General features: G+C 66.8%; 13 protein-coding genes. 12 read left to right on the top strand and 1 reads right to left on the bottom strand.

Features of this window, described 5'->3' with window-relative positions:
- Positions 1-164: 164 nt before the first annotated feature.
- The 6 genes from AB3X98_RS33055 to AB3X98_RS33030 all read left to right on the top strand — a co-directional run bounded on the left by AB3X98_RS33055 (position 165) and on the right by AB3X98_RS33030 (position 6,853).
- On the top strand, positions 165-1,373 hold the full coding sequence (locus tag AB3X98_RS33055; RefSeq protein WP_368605866.1) for an MFS transporter: 1,209 nt from the start codon (positions 165-167) through the stop codon (positions 1,371-1,373).
- Between the two features lie 149 nt (positions 1,374-1,522).
- Positions 1,523-2,065 carry a single-stranded DNA-binding protein gene (locus AB3X98_RS33050; RefSeq protein WP_069265232.1) on the top strand — a complete coding sequence of 181 codons (543 nt, stop codon included), beginning with the start codon at positions 1,523-1,525 and terminating at the stop codon, positions 2,063-2,065.
- A 289-nt stretch (positions 2,066-2,354) separates the two neighbouring features.
- A complete protein-coding gene (hcp, locus tag AB3X98_RS33045; protein ID WP_368605867.1) occupies positions 2,355-4,022 on the top strand; it encodes a hydroxylamine reductase in 1,668 nt (555 codons plus the stop codon).
- A gap of 17 nt (positions 4,023-4,039) precedes the next feature.
- Positions 4,040-5,062 carry a 2Fe-2S iron-sulfur cluster binding domain-containing protein gene (locus AB3X98_RS33040; RefSeq protein WP_368605868.1) on the top strand — a complete coding sequence of 341 codons (1,023 nt, stop codon included), beginning with the start codon at positions 4,040-4,042 and terminating at the stop codon, positions 5,060-5,062.
- 154 nt (positions 5,063-5,216) lie between these two features.
- On the top strand, positions 5,217-5,885 hold the full coding sequence (locus AB3X98_RS33035; RefSeq protein WP_218108657.1) for a transcriptional regulator: 669 nt from the start codon (positions 5,217-5,219) through the stop codon (positions 5,883-5,885).
- Positions 5,882-6,853 (top strand): threo-3-hydroxy-L-aspartate ammonia-lyase, encoded by a 972-nt coding sequence (locus AB3X98_RS33030; protein WP_368605869.1) that lies wholly within the window; start codon positions 5,882-5,884, stop codon positions 6,851-6,853. The genes AB3X98_RS33035 and AB3X98_RS33030 overlap by 4 nt, the downstream gene beginning before the upstream one ends.
- Positions 6,854-6,864: 11 nt before the next feature.
- Here AB3X98_RS33030 and AB3X98_RS33025 read toward each other — a convergent pair whose 3' ends face one another.
- Positions 6,865-7,740, bottom strand: coding sequence for a LysR family transcriptional regulator (locus AB3X98_RS33025; protein ID WP_368605870.1), 876 nt, complete (start codon positions 7,738-7,740; stop codon positions 6,865-6,867).
- A gap of 137 nt (positions 7,741-7,877) precedes the next feature.
- On the opposite strand from AB3X98_RS33025, the gene AB3X98_RS33020 reads away from it, so the two are divergent.
- The 6 genes from AB3X98_RS33020 (at position 7,878) to AB3X98_RS32995 (ending at position 17,049) form a co-directional block, all read left to right on the top strand.
- Positions 7,878-9,200, top strand: a complete 1,323-nt coding sequence (locus AB3X98_RS33020) for an MFS transporter (RefSeq protein ID WP_342949500.1) — start codon at positions 7,878-7,880, stop codon at positions 9,198-9,200.
- Between the two features lie 157 nt (positions 9,201-9,357).
- Positions 9,358-9,999 (top strand): response regulator transcription factor, encoded by a 642-nt coding sequence (locus tag AB3X98_RS33015; protein WP_342949499.1) that lies wholly within the window; start codon positions 9,358-9,360, stop codon positions 9,997-9,999.
- 59 nt (positions 10,000-10,058) lie between these two features.
- A complete protein-coding gene (locus AB3X98_RS33010) occupies positions 10,059-10,784 on the top strand; it encodes a response regulator (protein ID WP_368610374.1) in 726 nt (241 codons plus the stop codon).
- 26 nt (positions 10,785-10,810) lie between these two features.
- Complete coding sequence (locus AB3X98_RS33005; RefSeq protein ID WP_368605872.1) at positions 10,811-11,494, top strand: response regulator; 684 nt, start codon at positions 10,811-10,813, stop codon at positions 11,492-11,494.
- A 236-nt stretch (positions 11,495-11,730) separates the two neighbouring features.
- Positions 11,731-12,462 (top strand): aquaporin, encoded by a 732-nt coding sequence (locus AB3X98_RS33000; RefSeq protein WP_368605873.1) that lies wholly within the window; start codon positions 11,731-11,733, stop codon positions 12,460-12,462.
- Positions 12,463-12,483: 21 nt separating this feature from the next.
- Positions 12,484-17,049, top strand: a complete 4,566-nt coding sequence (locus tag AB3X98_RS32995) for a transporter substrate-binding domain-containing protein (protein ID WP_368605874.1) — start codon at positions 12,484-12,486, stop codon at positions 17,047-17,049.
- The last annotated feature ends 56 nt before the right edge of the window (positions 17,050-17,105 follow it).

The raw sequence follows: 17,105 nt of genomic DNA, 5'->3' as shown, positions 1-17,105 counted from the left end.
CAAACCTGCTACTATAACGACTTTTCCAGACCGCCGTTACGGCTTGCTGACGGTCTTTGAAAGGGCCCGGAGCGGCAAGTGCAAGGGCCTCGAAAGAGGCGCGTCAGGGGGCGTCCCGGTCAACAAACGTGCGGGCACATGCGGTCCGAACACATAACGCTCCGATGTCCTCCAATTCACCCGCTACCTCTTCACGCATGAGTGCGCCCGAGTTGCGCGCGACCGTCTCGCTGGCGGCGATCTTCGCGCTGCGCATGCTTGGTCTGTTCATGATCATGCCGGTGTTTTCCGTCTACGCGAAAACCATTCCCGGCGGCGACAACCTGCTGCTGGTCGGCATCGCGCTCGGTGCATACGGCGTCACGCAGTCGCTTCTCTATATTTTCTACGGCTGGGTTTCGGACATGGTGGGCAGAAAGCCCGTCATCGCCACCGGCCTCGTCATCTTCGCGATCGGCAGCTTCGTCGCGGCGGGCGCGCACGACATGGTGTGGATCATCGTCGGGCGGGTGATCCAGGGCATGGGCGCGGTGTCGTCGGCCGTGCTGGCGTTCATCGCCGACCTGACGGCCGAGGAGCACCGCACCAAGGCCATGGCGATGGTGGGCGGCTCGATCGGCATGTCGTTCGCCGTGGCCATCGTCGGCGCACCGATCGTGTTCCATTGGGTCGGCATGAGCGGCCTGTTCGCGCTGGTCGGGGTGTTCTCGATCCTCGCGGTGGGCGTGGTGATCTGGGTCGTGCCCGACGCGCCCAGCAAGCCCGTGCACGTGCGCGCCCCGTTCGCCGAGGTGCTGCACAACGTGGAGCTGCTGCGCCTGAACTTCGGCGTGCTCGTGCTGCACGCCACGCAGACGGCGCTCTTTCTCGTCGTGCCGCGCCTGCTCGTGGACGCGGGCCTGCCGGTCGCGTCGCACTGGATGATCTACCTGCCGGTCATGGGCCTCGCGTTCGTCATGATGGTGCCCGCCATCATCGTCGCGGAGAAGCGGGGCAAGATGAAGGCCGTGCTCGTCTCTGCGATCGGTCTTATCCTGATCGGCCAGCTTTTGCTCGGCTCGCTCGCGCATACACTTGTCATCGTGTCGGCCGTGCTGTTCGTGTACTTCCTGGGCTTCAACATCCTGGAGGCTTCGCAGCCTTCGCTCGTGTCGAAGCTCGCGCCGGGCAACCGCAAGGGCGCGGCCACGGGCGTGTACAACACCACCCAGTCGATCGGGCTCGCGCTCGGCGGCGTGGTGGGCGGATGGATCCTCAAGCACGAGGGCGCGAGCGCCGTCTTTTACACGTGCTCGGGGCTCGTCTTGTGCTGGCTTATAATCGCGGCCAATATGAAGGCGCCGCCCAAGCGGGCAGAAGCCACGCGGGCTTGACCCGCGCGGGCCTGAGTTAGAACCAGCGGTTCACAGCAACGCAATTCGCGGAGGCGGTCCGCGACCGGCGAAGGCGCATGACACATCAGGCGCTCGCCGGCGCGCACCGCGCGGCCGCTCCTCGCAACGGAATCAAACAGGAGAAATTCATGGCATCCGTGAACAAGGTGATCCTCGTCGGCAACCTCGGCGCCGATCCGGAAGTGCGCTATCTGCCGAGCGGCGACGCCGTGGCGAACATTCGCCTCGCCACGACCGACCGCTACAAGGACAAGGCGTCCGGCGAGTTCAAGGAAATGACCGAATGGCACCGCGTGTCGTTCTTCGGGCGCCTGGCCGAGATCGTCTCGGAGTACCTGAAGAAGGGTTCGTCGGTGTATATCGAAGGCCGCATCCGCACGCGCAAGTGGCAAGCGCAGGACGGTACCGACCGTTACTCGACGGAAATCGTCGCCGACCAGATGCAGATGCTGGGCGGCCGCAGCGGCGGCGCCTCGATGGGCAGCGATATGGGCGACGACGGCGGCTACAGCCGTGAGCAGTCCGCACCGCGCGGCGGCGGCCGTGCTTCGGGCGGTGGCGGCGCGCCGCGTTCGAGCGGTGGCGGTGCCGGCGGCGGCGCAGGCGGCGGCCGTTCGAACGCGCCGGCTGGCGGCGGCTTCGATGAAATGGACGACGATATTCCGTTCTAAAGCCTCCGAACGCATCGGCAGGACCTGAAGCCCCGGCTCGACCTCACGGTCGGGCCGGGGCTTTTCATTTGCGCGCGCGGACCGAGCGAACTCAGCAAGCTGAGCGAGTCGAGCGCCGACCCGCTGCGACGTTTTCGCGCACACAGTCAATTCTCCGCTTCAAGCGACACGTTTTCTGATTTTTGTCACGGCAAAACTCCCGCCGGCGCGCGACCATTTAAAAGATGCATTGATTTTGCATCTTACAAGACGGCTCGCGCCGTCACCCCACAAGGAAAAGGAGAAAGCCGTGTTTTGCTATCAATGTGAACAGACCGACCGCGCCCAGGCCATACCGGGCTGCGCCTCGGCCAAGGGCAACTGCGGCAAGGACGCCACGACTGCGGATCTGCAGGACCTGCTGATCTACGCGGCCAAGGGCATTGCACAGTATGGCGCGCTCGCGCGCGGCCTCGGCAGCCCCGATCGCGAAGCCGACCGCTTCATGCTCTACGCGCTGTTCACAACGCTCACCAACGTCAATTTCAACGCCAGCCGATTCGTGGCGATGCTGCGCGAGGCGGCGCAACACCGCGATCGCGTGAAGTCGACCTGCGAGGCGCTCGCGCTCGCGCAAGGCGTCGCCGTTGCGCCGCCGGGCGGCGCCGCGCTCTGGCAACCGGGCAACGATCTCGCCGAACTGCAGGCGCAGGCCGCGCTCGTCGGCATCAAGGCCGGGCTGCCGAAGGTAGGCGAGGACGTTGTGGGCTTGCGCGCCCTCGTGCTCTATGGCCTCAAAGGCGTGTGTGCCTACGCTCATCACGCGCGCGTGCTCGGATACGAGAGCGAAGAGGTCTACACGGGCGTGGAGGCGGCGCTCGTGTTTCTCGCGAGCGAACCCACGCAGGCCGGCGATCTTCTTGAACATGCGCTCGCGCTCGGCAACCTGAACCTCAAGGTCATGGAACTGCTCGATGCGGCAAACACAGGCCGCTTCGGCATGCCCGAACCCACTGCCGTGCGCGTGACGCCCGCGGCGGGCAAAGCCATCCTGGTTTCGGGCCACGACCTCGGCGATCTGGAGGCGCTGCTCGAAGCCACCCAGGGCACCGGCGTGCAGATTTACACGCACGGCGAAATGCTGCCCGCGCATGCTTACCCGAAGCTCAAGGCTTATCCGCATCTGGCAGGCAACTACGGCGGCGCATGGCAGGACCAGCAATCGGACTTCACTCATTTCCCCGGCCCGATCCTGATGACCTCCAACTGCCTGATCGAGCCGCTGCCGCAGTACCGCCAGCGCATCTTCACGACAGGGCCGGTAGGCTGGGCCGGCGTGCGCCATCTCGAGCATCACGCGTTCGCGCCGGTCGTGCAGGCCGCGCTCGCGCTGCCGGGCTTCCGCGAAACGACGCCGGAGGAAACCATCACCATCGGCTTTGCGCGCAACACGGTGCTCGGCGTGGCCGACAAGGTGATCGACGCGGTGAAGGCCGGTCAGATCCGCCACTTCTTCCTGATCGGCGGCTGCGACGGCGCCGCACCCGGCCGCAACTACTACACCGAGTTCGCACAGGGCGCGCCCGACGACACCGTCGTCATGACGCTCGGCTGCAACAAGTACCGCTTCAACCGTCACCAGTTCGGCGACATCGGCGGCATTCCGCGCCTGCTCGATCTGGGCCAGTGCAACGACAGCTATTCGGCGATCCAGATCGCGATCGCGCTCTCGAAGGCCTTCGACTGCGGGGTGAACGATCTGCCGCTCACACTCGTGGTGTCGTGGTTCGAGCAGAAGGCCGCCGCGGTGCTGCTCACGCTGCTCGCGCTCGGCCTGCGCAACATCCATCTCGGACCGACGTTGCCCGCCTTCCTCACGCCGAATGTCCTCGACATCCTCGTCGAGCAGTTCGGCATTTCGCCGATCGGCGAGGCGCAAGCGGACCTCGCCGCGGCGCTCGCACGCAAGGCCGCTTGAGCGCGGGTGAGAACGTCATGAGTTATCAAATCGAGCTCACCACGCGCGACGGCCAGGCGTTCGGTTTCGCGTGCGAGCCGGGGCAGGACGTGCTGAGCGCGGCGGCGGCGGCGGATATCACGCTGCCCTCGCAGTGCCGGCGCGGCAGCTGCGGCGCGTGCCACGCCACCGTGACTGAAGGCGCGTACACGCTTGGCGACCACAGTGCGGACGCGTTGCCGTCCGGCGACCCGCACGCGGTTCTGCTGTGCCGCACGAGACCTTCGGCCGACTTGCGCGTCGCCGCGCCGTACGACGGCACGAAGGTGCTGCTGCAGCCGGTTGCCGCGCGCACGGCGCGCATCGCCGCGCTCGACACGATCGCCGACGACGCGCGCCGTCTCGAACTGCTGCTCGACGCCGACGACACGAGCGGCAGCGCCGCCGAGTTCGAAGCGGGCCAGTTCGCGGAGCTGGAGCTGCCGGAGGGCGGCGTGAAGCGCCCGTTCTCGCTTGCCAACACGAGCAACTGGGAGGGGCGGCTCGAGTTCCTGATCCGGCTGCGGCCGCAAGGCGAGTTTTCGGCGTATCTGCGCGAGCGAGCGCAGCCGGGCGACGTGCTCACCGTTCACGGCCCGCAGGGCGGCTTCGGTTTGATCGCCGACAGTCTGCGCCCGCGCTGGTTCGTGGCGGGCGGCACGGGTCTCGCGCCCCTGCTCTCGATGCTGCGCCGCATGGCCGAATTCGGGGAAATGAACGACGCGCGGCTCTTCTACGGCGTGAATCGCGAGAGCGAACTTTTCCTGCTCGACGAACTGGACGCACTTCGGGAGGCGTTGCCGCAACTGCATGTCGAGCTTTGCGTGCGCGAAGCGGGCGATGGCTGGCAGGGCTCGCACAGCACCCCAGTCGACGCGCTCGCCGCCGCGTTGGCAGACGCTGGCGCGGCGCCCGACCTCTACGTTTGCGGTCCGCCCGCGATGGTGAGCGCCGCGCAGGCGGTGGCGGCGCGCGCACGCGTGCCGTCCACGCAGTTCGTGAGCGAACGCTTCACGGTCTGAGCAGCAATGCAGTGAGTCGTGTTTCTTCGTGTCTGATTGACCTCGCCTTCGGGCGGGGTTTTTTTTCGCGTCTCGCGCGGCCATGCACGGCACTTCCGAGCGATCTGTTCAAGCGATTGACATTCAGTCATTAACTGTCAAAATGTCCAATATCATGATGCCAACCCGCAAATCCCGTTCCGGCCTTTCCACTGACGAAAATGCGCTGCTCCTGCGCGAAGGCGAGAAGATCGTCGCGGCGCTCGGGCAGACGCTCGCCCCGCTCGTCGAGGTGGTGCTGCACGACCTCACGCGGCCGGAGCACTCGGTCGTCGCAATTGCGAACAATTTGTCAGGACGGCAAGTCGGCGACGCCGCCACCGAAATGGGTCTCGCGCGCATCACCGACTCCGGCTTTCCCGAAGTCGTGGCCAACTATCCGAACCGCTTTCCGGATGGGCGTCCGGCCAAGAGCACATCCATCGGCCTGAAGAACAGCGCGGGCGAGTACGTCGCGGCACTTTGCCTGAACATGGATGTGTCGCTGATCGGCGCGGTGACGGCGGGCCTCGGCCAGCTGATCCAGACCAGCGCGGCTGCGCCCGTCGCCGAAACGCTCGCACCGCGCGGCGTGGGCTGTGTGCGCGAGGCGCTCGAACGCTTCGCTGCCACGCGCAACACCACACCGATCGGCATGACGCTCGCGCAGCGCCGTGAGGCCGTGCGCGAGCTCGCGACAAACGGAATGCTGAATCTGCGTCATGCGCTCGCCGACGTGGCCACCACGCTCGGCGTGGCGCGCTCGACCGTCTACACCTACCTGCCAGCCGAAGAACGACCATGAGCACTCTGCCTATTACCTTCGAAGACGTCGCCGCCGCCCACGAACGCCTGCGTGGCGTCGCGCACCGCACGCCGGTTCTGACTTCCAGCACCGCGAACGAACGCACGGGCGCGCAGCTTTTCTTCAAATGCGAGAACCTGCAGCGCATGGGCGCGTTCAAGTTCCGCGGCGCCTATAACGCGATCGCGCAGTTCACGCCGCAGCAGAAGGCGGGCGGCGTGATCACGTTTTCGTCGGGCAACCATGCGCAGGCGATCGCGCTGTCGGCGCGTCTGCTCGGCGTGAAGGCCGTGATCGTCATGCCGCACGACGCGCCCGCCGTGAAGGTCGAGGCCACGCGCGGCTATGGCGGCGAGGTCGTCTTTTACGATCGCTATACCGAGGACCGCGAGGCACTCGGCAAACGGCTTGCGGCCGAGCACGGCCTCACGCTCATTCCGCCGTACGACCACGCTCACGTGATGGCCGGGCAGGGCACGGCCGCCAAGGAGTTGTTCGAGGAAACGGGCGAGCTCGACATGCTGCTCACCCCGCTTGGCGGGGGCGGGCTGCTGTCGGGCTGTGCGACCGCCGCGCATGCGCTCTCGCCCGCGTGCACGGTGATCGGCGTCGAGCCCGAGGCCGGCAACGACGGTCAGCGCAGCCTGCAGTTGGGCGAGATCGTCCACATCGACACGCCGAAGACCCTTGCCGACGGCGCGCAAACCCAGCATCTCGGCAACCTGACCTTCGCGGTGATTCGCGAGCGCGTGAGCGAGATCGTCACGGTGAGCGACGCGGAACTCGTCGATACGATGAAGTTCTTCGCGAGCCGCATGAAGCTCGTGGTCGAACCCACCGGCTGCCTCGCGGCGGCGGCGGTGCTGCACGGCAAGGTGGACGTGCGCGGCAAGCGCGTGGGCGTGCTCATCTCCGGGGGCAACGTCGACTTGCTGCGCTTTGCCGAACTGGTTCAGGCCGCAGGCTAAAGCGCCTGGACTCAAGCGAGCAGTTGCGCGAGCGCCGCGCGCGCGTTCGTCACGTGCGCGGACTCGCCCAGCCGGCCCGGCAGCAAATGAAATTCGGCCGCGGGCAGTGCAGGCAAGCCGAATGAAGCCGGGCAGGGCATCAGTCCGTCGCCGATCGACGACTCGTTCAGACACGAGATTCCCAGCCCCGCCTTGAGCGCGAGCTGCAGCCCGGCCACGCCCGAAGCCGAATGCGAAATCAGATAGGGCATGCGCGCTTCGTCGAGCAACCTCACGACACGGCGCTGCAACTGGCAGGTCGCCGGCAGCAGCACGAGCGGCCAGGGCGGCGTGAGCGCGGGCCGCTCGCGCAGCGTTTGCGTCGCGCCCACCCACACCAGTTTTTCGCGGCGTATCGACGTGCTCTTGTGCGTGCTGCGGCCTTCCTCCACCAGCCGCAGCGACAAGCCGATGTCGTAGGCGTTATCGTCGGCGCTGCTGTCGATCACGGCGCTCGGCAGCACGGTCACATGCAGACGCAGGCGCGGATGCTGGACCGCGAAGCGCCGGATGATCTCGGCGACGTCGTGTGGCCGGTAATAGTCCGTGATCGCAATGCGTACTTCGCCGTCGAGCGTGCGGCCGAGCATGTCGTCGAAGGCGGCGTCGCAAAGCGCGACGATGCGGCGTGCGTGGTCGAGCAGCTTCGCGCCCGCGGGTGTGGCGGACATGCCCTGCTTGCTGCGCACGAAAAGCGGCTGGCCGACGCGCTCTTCGAGCTTCTTGAGCTGTTCGCTCACCGACGACTGCGAGAGGAACACCCGCTCGGCACCCGCAGAGACACTGCCCGCTTCTGTCACGGCGATAAACGTGCGCAACTGCGCGAGATCGAAACCGCGTGCGTTCATTGATTCGGCTTGATCAGATGCGTTTCATGCAATTCCATGATTCGGAAATTCCGAATATACGGATTGGAATTTCCCGCTTTTCCGATAGATGGTGCGCCTCTACGATGCCCTCAGTCAACCGTTTTCTGGAGATCATCATGGGACGCAGTACGACGCGGGGCGCGGCACACCGCTGGAAAGTGCTCGCGGTGGGCGTGGCGGCCAACGCGAGTTTTGCGGCAGCGCTCGGCGGCATTCCCGCAACGGGCGTCTTGATCCGGTCGGATTACCGTATCGGTACCGGGGAACTGGGTGTCGTGCTCGGCATGCTGGGACTGGGCATCGTGCTGAGCGAGCTTCCCTGGGGACTCCTGACGGATCGCTGGGGCGACCGGCGCGTGTTGCTCACGGGGCTCTCCACGACAGCGCTCGCCCTCGTCGCGATGGCGCTCTGGGGCGCACCGGCGGGCACGCACACGCCCAGCGGCACGGTGCTCGCGGTAGGCCTGCTCGCGCTCGGCCTGCTTGGCGGAAGCGTGAACGGCTCGAGCGGGCGTGCGGTGATGGCGTGGTTCGCCACCCACGAGCGCGGCCTCGCGATGAGCATCCGCCAAACGGCCGTGCCAACCGGCGGCGGGCTGGGAGCGCTCGTGCTGCCCGCGCTCGCCGAGCATGCGGGATTCGCAGCCGTGTACGGCGCGCTCGCGGCGATGTGTGTGGTCTCCACCGTGCTGACGATCGTCTGGTTGCATGAACCCGCGCACGAACAGGACGCCGCGCAGGCGCCACTCGTCGCTCACGAGGCGCTCGGACAGGCACAACGCGCCGTCTCACCGCTGCGCAGCGTCACCGTGTGGCGCATGGTGACCGGCATTGGCGTGCTGTGCGTTCCCCAGGTGGCGGTGCTCTCGTTCGCGAGCATTTTCCTGCATGACGTCGGCCATGCGGGTACCGCAGCAGTCAGCGCGACGCTTGCGGCCGTGCAGGGCGGCGCGGCCTTCATGCGTGTGTACGGCGGCCGTTGGACAGACCGGCACGGCGACCGGCGCATCTGGCTGCGCGGTTGCGCGGCGCTCACCGTCGCGCTGTTCGTCGTGCTTGCCGCGTTGACGGCTTTTGCGTCGCCAGCGCATCGCGCAAGCGCAGCGTTCGTCACCCTGCTTGCCGTGGTGATCGTGCCTGGCGGTATCGCCGCTTCCGCCTGGCATGGCGTTGCCTTCACCGAACTCGCGACGCTCGCGGGCAACGGTCGCGTGGGAACCGCACTCGCCATGGGCAACACCGGCGCATTCCTTGCGTTCTTCGTCGCGCCTTCGGCGATCCCGCTGCTGTTGTCGTGGTTCGGGTGGCCGGCGGTCTGGGCGGCGGCCGCGCTCTGCGCCGCGCTGGCATGGCCCGCATTCGCGGCGCCGCGCGAGCGCAGCGACGCGATGCGCACTGGCGAGCGTCGACAACGCACTCGCGCGCGCGCCGCGGTTTGACCGTACGGAACACAAGCCATATTTAACGTTTCGGAAATCTCCGATTTCGACGGCGGCCTTTCAATGGTCAGATGAACACCTTGTCGATATTGCTGGTTGCCGATGCGCTCATGCGGCGCATCGCTTCCACGCAGATCCGCCTCGAAGGAGATTCAGTGTGAAGCTACGTATCGTCCTCGCCGACGATCATCCATTCGTTCTGCTCGGCGTTCGCTCGGTGCTCCTTGCAGCAGACGATATCGAGGTCGTGGGGCAAGCGTGCGGCGCGCGAGAGTTGTTGCAGACGCTCGAAGCCGTCCCATGCGACGTGGTGATCACTGACCTCACTATGCCGCCTGTCTCCGGCGAAGCGGAGGACGGCCTGCGCCTCGTGCAGCGTTTGCGCCGCGACTGGCCGCATATCGCCGTGGTCGTGCTGACCGGGGTTGCGAACGCCGTCCTCCTGCGCGCAGTGGCGCACGCGGGCGTGGTCGCCATGTTGCGCAAAACCGGGCCGATGGACGATCTCGCAGCCATCGTGCGCGGCGCCGCCCAGGGTCTCGCCCATCTCAGCCCGGCCATCGAGCGCGAACTCGCGGTGGCCGGCGGACCTTCCGACCTGTGTTTGCCGCGTTTGACGCCGCGCGAATCGGTGGTGGTCCGCAAATTCGCGAGCGGCGGCTCGATCACGGAAATTGCGCGCGCCCTCGGCCGCGACGTGCGCACGGTGAGCTGCCAGAAGCGTGACGCCATGGCGAAGCTCGGCATCAGCAACGACGCGGGACTCTTCGCGTATGTCAGGGCGTACGGACTTCTATGAACCTGCCTCCCTCATCACTCCCGGATCATGCCGCTGCGGCGACCGCTTCGCAGCGCGCCATGCGCGACCACGACGAACAGCGCGCCTGCCTCGCGGCACGTAACATGACGGATACGGCCGACCTCGCGGCACCCGTACGCGTGATCATCGCCGACGACCACCCGCTCGTCGTGCATGCGCTGGACAGCATGCTTACCAACTATCCCAACGTGCAGGTCGTCGCGTGTGCGCGCAGCGTGCCCGAGCTGTTCGAAGTCGCGGCCCGCAATGCGTTCGACCTCTTGCTGATGGACCTCTACATGGCGTTGCCCGGCGAGCTGGACGGGCTCGAAGCCATCCGCGCCTTTCGCGCCGGGTTCCCGCACAAGGCCGTGGTTGTCCTCACCATGGAAAGCGAGGCCTCGGTGCTGCGCAAGACCCTCGACATGGAAGTGGATGCGGTGCTCAGCAAGCGCGACCGCATCGACCTGATCCCGGTTGCGATCCTGTCGGCGATGGCGCATGAGCAATACATCGGGCCGGTCGTACGCGACCTGCTCACGGAAGCGGCGCGCGCCGAGCGGCGCGAAGAGGTGCACCGCATTCTCACGCGGCGTGAATTCGAGGTGATCACGCACTATGCAACGGGGCTCGGCGTAACGGAAATCGCAGGTCTGCTCGGGCGCAGCGTCAAGACGATCAGTGCGCAAAAGTGCGCGGCGATGAAGAAGCTCGCACTCGGCAACGATATCGAGCTCTATCGCTTCGCGGTCGAATGCGGCGTGACGCAGGGCGAGCAAACCTGAACGGTTCTTCGCACGCGAGGTCTCCCATGCACGCTATCCGGGTCGGTCGAGAAGACGCGCTTCACACGGGCAAGCCGCTGCGCGTGATCGTTGCCGACGACCACGCGTGCATCCGGCTCGGCGTGGCCAGTCTGCTGCGCGCAACGGATCGAGCCCTCGTCGTCGGCGAAGCCGGCAACACGCTCGAGCTCGCCACGCAACTCGATACGACTGAGTGCGACGTCGTCATCTCCGATCTCTGCATGCCGGGGCTGGACGGCGAATATGGCTCCCTCACCCTGCTGCGGCGCCTCGCGCAAACACGAGGCACGCCTGGCGTCGTCGTCCTGAGCATGGTGTCGACGCCGCCCATCCTGACAGGCCTGATGCATCACGGCCTGAACGTCATCGTCGACAAGCGCGACGTCACGCACGATCTCCTGCTCGCCGTTGCCGCCGCTCGCGAGCGCACGCCGTTTCTCTCAAGCCATGCACGCGCAACGCTCGCGAGCGCGGGTGCCGCGTGCGCCCCCTGCTCGGGTGTGCCGAGCGTGCGCGAATGGGAGGTCTTCCAGCTTTACGCGCAGGGTATGTCGGTGCACCAGATTGCGCAGCGGTTTCAGCGTAGCGGCAAAACGATCAGCGCCCAAAAGCGCAGCACGATGCGCAAGCTGGGGCTCGTCACGGAGCGCGATCTGAGCGATTTCGCCATGCAGGTGGGGCTGACCTGATCCATCGTCAGGCGGCGCGTCCCTAAATTAGTCCTTCGTTCGCCGGATTTTCTCCCGCCGTGTGGCGCAATGCGGCCGGAGTTTTAAGAGTTCTCCTATCTGATTGCAGGAATCGTCTCTCCATAATTCCAAGCTCGACGCATCGCTCGTCAGATATTGCCGACCCTGGGAATGCGTTCGAACGACGGCCAGGTCAGACCCGGGCCGGGATGCAGGCCGGATGTGGAGATGAAACGATGAAGCTCGGTAGGCGTTTAGCGGTCGAGGGCGCGGGCACCGCGTGGCTTGTGTTCGCGGGTTGCGCAACCACGGCGCTCAACGCGAGCCCGCCCTCCCAGGGCTTCAACGTTTTCGAGATGGCCGCAGCATTCGGGCTCGCGCTCACGTTAGCGAACTACGCCGCCGCGCGCGCGGCGAGCGCCCATTTCAATCCCGCCGTCACGATTGGCTACGCGTTCTCCGGGCGCTTTCCGGTGCGCGATACCGGGCCCTACCTCGCGGCGCAAACCATCGGGGCCGTTCTCGGCGCGGCCTTGCTCTTGCGCGTGGCGAGCGCGCGCCCGGGTTTTTCCATCGCGGCGTCCGACCTCGGCAGCAACGGCTATGACGATCATTCGCCGACCGGCTACGCCCTCGCTGCCGTATTTCTCCTGGAACTGTCGGCGACCTTCGTGCTCGTCCTCTTCCATCTGCTGATGTCGAGCACGGTCGCACGCCGCAAGACTGCGGCGCTCGCCGTTGGAGCCTGCCTTGCCGCCATCTATCTCATCGCCATCCCGGTGAGCAACGGCGGCGCGAATCCGGCGCGCTCGACCGGCCCCGCGCTGTTCGTCGGCGAATGGGCGCTCGATCAGCTCTGGCTCTTCTGGGCGGCGCCGTTGCTGGGGGGCGCCGCGGCTGGCGTGGTTTACCGCCTCGGGAGCCGGCGCTCGCGCATTTGCACCACGTCATCTCGCGACGGCGTCTGAAATCCAGTCTGCCGTGCGCCGATGAAGTCGATTCACCGCATCTTCCGTCTTCGCGCGCGCCCGGCTGCAACGTGGCGGGCGCGCCGACTCGCGTGCGTGTTCGCCTGCTTCGGCGCGCTCGCTGCGGCATGGGTGCTCGCGTTTTCCGCGGCAGCGAGCGCCGCGACGTCGTGTGAGCAGACAAACGAGGGCGTCGAACTCTCGCGGCAGGTCGCCCCGACGTTGCCGCGAGAGCTCGTCGTCGGCGTGGTGGAAGGCGGGCGGCCGCCGCTCGAGGTGCTCGACGGCGCCACGCTCACGGGCTTCAGCGCCGACTATCTGCGCCTTCTCGCCGGTGCTGGCGTCAAGCTTCAGCCGCGCGTCTTCGCAGGCATGCCGGCGTTGCTCGCGGCGGCCTGCGCAGGCGATGTCGACATCGTGATGAGCGTCGCGCGTATACCGTTGCGCGAGCGCTGTCTCGCTTTCACGGTGCCGTATCTGAGCGGCACCACGGCATTTGTCACACGTGCTGGGAATACTGCGCTCGCGACCCAGCCGGCGCGCCTCGCGCGTGCGACGTTTGCGGTCGAGCGCGACGACGCCCTCGAATCGGTATTGCGCGAGCGTTTCGCGCAGGCACGCTTCGAAACCTTCGCGAGCACGCAGGCAGCGTTGCGCGCCGTCGCTCAGGGTCAGGCCGACGTCTATGCAGGTTTTTCGCCCGTGGCGCGCGATCAGCTCACGCTCGAAGAATTCCGGGATCTGCGCGTCGCCTTCGCGGAGCGCGAGCGCTTGCGCGAGTTGCGTTACGCCGTGCCGGTCTCGAGGTCGGACCTGCGTGACCGGCTGGACCTTCTGCTCGCTGGCGTGCGGCCTGCCGCGGCGGCGGCCGAGCGGGCGCGCTGGTTCGAAGGCGACGCGCCAGCACAGGCGTCGCCGCCCGGGTTCAGCCTGGGCGCTGACGAGCGCGCGTGGCTGCGCGCCTTGTCGCCGCTGAAAGTGGGCTACGACAGCGGCTGGCTCCCGTTCAGCTTCACGAACAAAGCTGGAGAGCCGGCGGGCATGGCCGTCGACTATCTCGGCTATCTGGGGCGTACCCTCGGCGTTACCTTCGAGCGCGTGCCGATTTCTCCCTGGACGAGCACCGGGGACGCAATGCAGCGTGGCGAGATCGCGCTCGCCGCAACCTCGGTCGGCGATGGCGTGTTCGGCACAGGCGTAGCGTACACGGAAGCGTTCGAGCACTATCCGCTCGTCATGGTGGGGCGCCGCGACGAGCCGATGGCGCGCTCGCTTGCCGACTTTGCGGGCCGCCGCATCGTGCTGGCGCCGCACACGCCGGCCATGCAGGCGTTGCCGGGTACGCAGCTCGTGCGCGCCGCCAGCCTCGACGCGGGGCTCGCAATGATCGGTCGCCACGAGGCCGACGTGCTGGTGGGCAACGCGGCCGCGCTCGACGAGCCGCTCAGCGGCACCTATCTCGACACGCTGAAGGTGCTGGGAGCGGTGGGTGTCGACGATTCGACGGCATTTGCCGTGCGCTGCGACCTTGCCCCGCTCGCGCGGCTCATCAATCGCGCGCTCGACGCGATGCCGCCCGTCGAACAGCAGCGCATCCGCAATCGCTGGACCGCTGCCGTCGCCACTCGGGCCGGGGGCTGGAGCGTGAACGCGCTGCGGCTGCTGCCGCTCCTGATCGTGTTCGGCGTGCTGTTGCTCGTCACGCTGCGCGCCTACGTGCTGCTCCAGCGAGAAATGCACCGGCGGCGGCGCGCGGAGCAGGTGCTCGCGCGCCAGGTGGAACTGCAGGACACGATGATGGAGATGATCCCGTATCCGCTCGGTGCACGGGATCTCGAAAACCGCTATCTCGCGATCAATCGCGCCTACGAAGAATCGACGGGCCTCGCGCGCGCCAGGGTGCTGGGGCGCACAGGTTCGGCCGTGATGGCGTGGGGGCCCGAAAACAGCCGCCGCATGGACGATCTCTACCGGCTCACGATCGTCGAGGGGGAGAGCCAGCGTGTCGAACTGACGTTCGAGGACGCGCTCGGGGAGACACGTCATGGCATTTTTTGGACACGCCTGTGCCGCGACCTGCAAGGCGCGCCGTTCTGCGTGCTCGGCACGATGATCGATGTCACCGACATTCGCCGCGCCGAGTTGCGCGAGCGCGAATCGGAGCGGCTTCTTTCGGAGGTGACGGGTTCGCTGCCCGCGATCGTATTCCAGTTGCGCCGCTCGCCCGATGGCCGCTACTCGTTTCCGTACATTGGCGGCGACACGCAGCAGCTCCTCGGCGATACCGTCGAGGAGCTGCGCCGCGCGTATTCGGTCGATCTCTCGCGGGTGGGGCGACAAGACCGCGCGCGCCTTGCATCGCGGCTCGAACGCTCCGCGCGCCGGTTCGTACCCGTGCACGCCGAGTTCCGCTTTCAGGGCGCGGCCGGGTTCGTGTGGGTGCGCGCAGAGTTCGCGCCGCGCCGTGCCGAAGACGGCGCGATCGTCTGGAGCGGCTATGCGCTGGATGCGAGCGTCGAGCACGCGCGGGCCGACGAACTCGAGCATGCGCGCGATATCGCAGAGGCGGCCTCTCGTGCGAAGGACGATTTTCTCGCCATGATGAGCCACGAGATCCGCACGCCGATGAACGGCGTGCTGGGTCTCGTCGAGGTGCTCGAACGTACGCCTCTGAACCCGGACCAGGCGCAGATGGTCGACATGGTGCACGAATCGGCGGGGGCGCTGCTGCAAATCCTCGACGACCTGCTCGACTACTCGAAGATCCAGGCCGGCCATCTCGTCATCGACTCGCAGCCGTTCGACGTGCGCGAACTCGTCGACAACGCCGTTGGGCTGCTGGCCGCGCGTGCGCACGAGAAGGGGCTGAAGGTGCGCGTGGATGTGGAGCCGGACGTCGCGGTGCAGTTGCGCGGCGATAGTGTGCGGCTACGGCAGATCCTCTTCAATCTCCTCAGCAATGCGATCAAGTTCACACCGGCAGGCGAAGTGAGCGTGCACTTTCGCGCGTGCGATATCGGCGTCCGCGGAGGCGCGCCTGCCTGCCAGCGGCTGTCGATCGCGGTGGCCGACACTGGCATCGGCATTGCGCCCGAAGCGCAGGCGCAGCTCTTCGAGCCGTTCGTGCAGGCCGAGACTTCGACCACGCGACGCTTCGGCGGCACGGGGCTCGGCCTCACGATCTGCCGCAAGCTCGCGGCGCTGATGGGCGGCACGCTCGAACTGAACAGCGAAGTCGATCGCGGCACCTGTCTGACGCTGCATATCGAATTGCCCGTGGAAGTGCGTAGCGGCACGGCCGCCGGGCTGCGCGGCAAGCGCGCGCTCGTGGCGTGCGAGGACGCGAGCATCGCCGCCGCATTGATGCATTTTGGCTCGGCGCTCGGTATGGAAATGCGTCGCGCCGCGCCAGCGGACCTCGCCCGCGCCGTAAGCGCGGACAAGGCCGATCTGGTGTTCGTGTCGGAAGCGCTGGCCGAGCAGTTGGGCAAACCCGGTGTGCCTGTGCTTTGTCTGACGGACAACCCGAAGCCAAGCGGTTATCGCGTCGTCGAGAGCGGCGTGCGCGTGAGCGTCAACCCGTTATCCTGGCGGGGCTTGAGCGCCGTTTGCGCGCTGGCGCTGGCGGGGCTGCCGGTCAAGGCTGCCAGCCCGTCGCGTCCTGCCGCCGATGTCGAAACCACACTCCCGGCGCCCGATCGCGAGCAGGAACGCGCTGCTAGCCGTCTCATCCTCGTGGCAGAGGACCATCCCGTGAATCAGGAGTTGATCCGCCATCAACTGGCGTTGATCGGGTTCGCTTGCGACGTCGTCGACGACGGTGCGAAGGCGCTCGAAGCGCTGGCCGAATGCGAATACGGCTGCCTGATCACCGACTGTCATATGCCGAACGTATCGGGCTACGATCTCGCCCGGCGCGTACGCCAAATGGAGCAGAAGGCGCACGGCGCGCGGCGCTTGCCGATACTCGGCATCACGGCCAATACGGCGCCCGAGAACCTGAGTCAATGCAGCGAAGCGGGCATGGACGATTGCCTCGTCAAGCCCACGCGCGTGGCCACGCTGCGCGAGCATCTCGCGCGCTGGTTCGGCGTGGAGGGCATACAACGCACCGTGCAGGACGAAGTCGTGCGCGAGGCAGGCGCGAACGGACAACGGGCGGGGCAAGCAGCGTCGCGGGCTTCCGGGTCGCCTTCACCGGGACGCGACGGAAAGCTCGCGGAAAAGCCTGCAAACGCGCGGGCGTTCGAGCCGCTGGATCTCGCGCATATGATCCAGGTTTGGGGCGGCGAGGCGACCGTGAAGACGTTGCTCGGCTCGTTCGTTTCGGCGATGCGCGACGACCTGGATGCCTTGCCGCCGCTCCTCGAACAAGCCGATGTCGCGGGCCTGCGCGAATGGCATCACCGGCTTGCCGGTGCGGTGGGCGTGCTGCAGTACCCTGCGCTGCTCGCGGAGCTCGAGACGTTTCGCGGTCATATGAACGGTCACACTGCCGGTCAACTGCGTGAGGAAGGCTATGCGCTCATCCGCACTTGCCAGGCGATGCTGGTCGGAATCGAGCAGCAGGTCGCGCTGCTCGCGTGAATGATGTACATCAGGAAATCGACGGGCGCAGGGCAATAGAGCGGAAAAACAGGCGA

Source organism: Paraburkholderia sp. BR14312, assembly GCF_040948675.1.
GTDB classification, from domain to species: Bacteria; Pseudomonadota; Gammaproteobacteria; order Burkholderiales; family Burkholderiaceae; genus Paraburkholderia; species Paraburkholderia nodosa_A.
This window is presented reverse-complemented; position numbering and strand designations above follow the sequence as displayed.

What these genes read in the sequence shown, in the direction of transcription:
- AB3X98_RS33030 (WP_368605869.1), top strand. Translation starts at nt 5,882, where the DNA reads ATGAGCACTCTGCCTATTACCTTCGAAGACGTCGCCGCCGCCCACGAA.
- AB3X98_RS33055 (WP_368605866.1), top strand. Translation starts at nt 165, where the DNA reads ATGTCCTCCAATTCACCCGCTACCTCTTCACGCATGAGTGCGCCCGAG.
- AB3X98_RS33040 (WP_368605868.1), top strand. Translation starts at nt 4,040, where the DNA reads ATGAGTTATCAAATCGAGCTCACCACGCGCGACGGCCAGGCGTTCGGT.
- AB3X98_RS33010 (WP_368610374.1), top strand. Translation starts at nt 10,059, where the DNA reads ATGCGCGACCACGACGAACAGCGCGCCTGCCTCGCGGCACGTAACATG.
- AB3X98_RS33025 (WP_368605870.1), bottom strand. Translation starts at nt 7,740, where the DNA reads ATGAACGCACGCGGTTTCGATCTCGCGCAGTTGCGCACGTTTATCGCC.
- AB3X98_RS32995 (WP_368605874.1), top strand. Translation starts at nt 12,484, where the DNA reads ATGAAGTCGATTCACCGCATCTTCCGTCTTCGCGCGCGCCCGGCTGCA.
- AB3X98_RS33035 (WP_218108657.1), top strand. Translation starts at nt 5,217, where the DNA reads ATGATGCCAACCCGCAAATCCCGTTCCGGCCTTTCCACTGACGAAAAT.
- AB3X98_RS33005 (WP_368605872.1), top strand. Translation starts at nt 10,811, where the DNA reads ATGCACGCTATCCGGGTCGGTCGAGAAGACGCGCTTCACACGGGCAAG.
- AB3X98_RS33000 (WP_368605873.1), top strand. Translation starts at nt 11,731, where the DNA reads ATGAAGCTCGGTAGGCGTTTAGCGGTCGAGGGCGCGGGCACCGCGTGG.
- AB3X98_RS33050 (WP_069265232.1), top strand. Translation starts at nt 1,523, where the DNA reads ATGGCATCCGTGAACAAGGTGATCCTCGTCGGCAACCTCGGCGCCGAT.
- AB3X98_RS33020 (WP_342949500.1), top strand. Translation starts at nt 7,878, where the DNA reads ATGGGACGCAGTACGACGCGGGGCGCGGCACACCGCTGGAAAGTGCTC.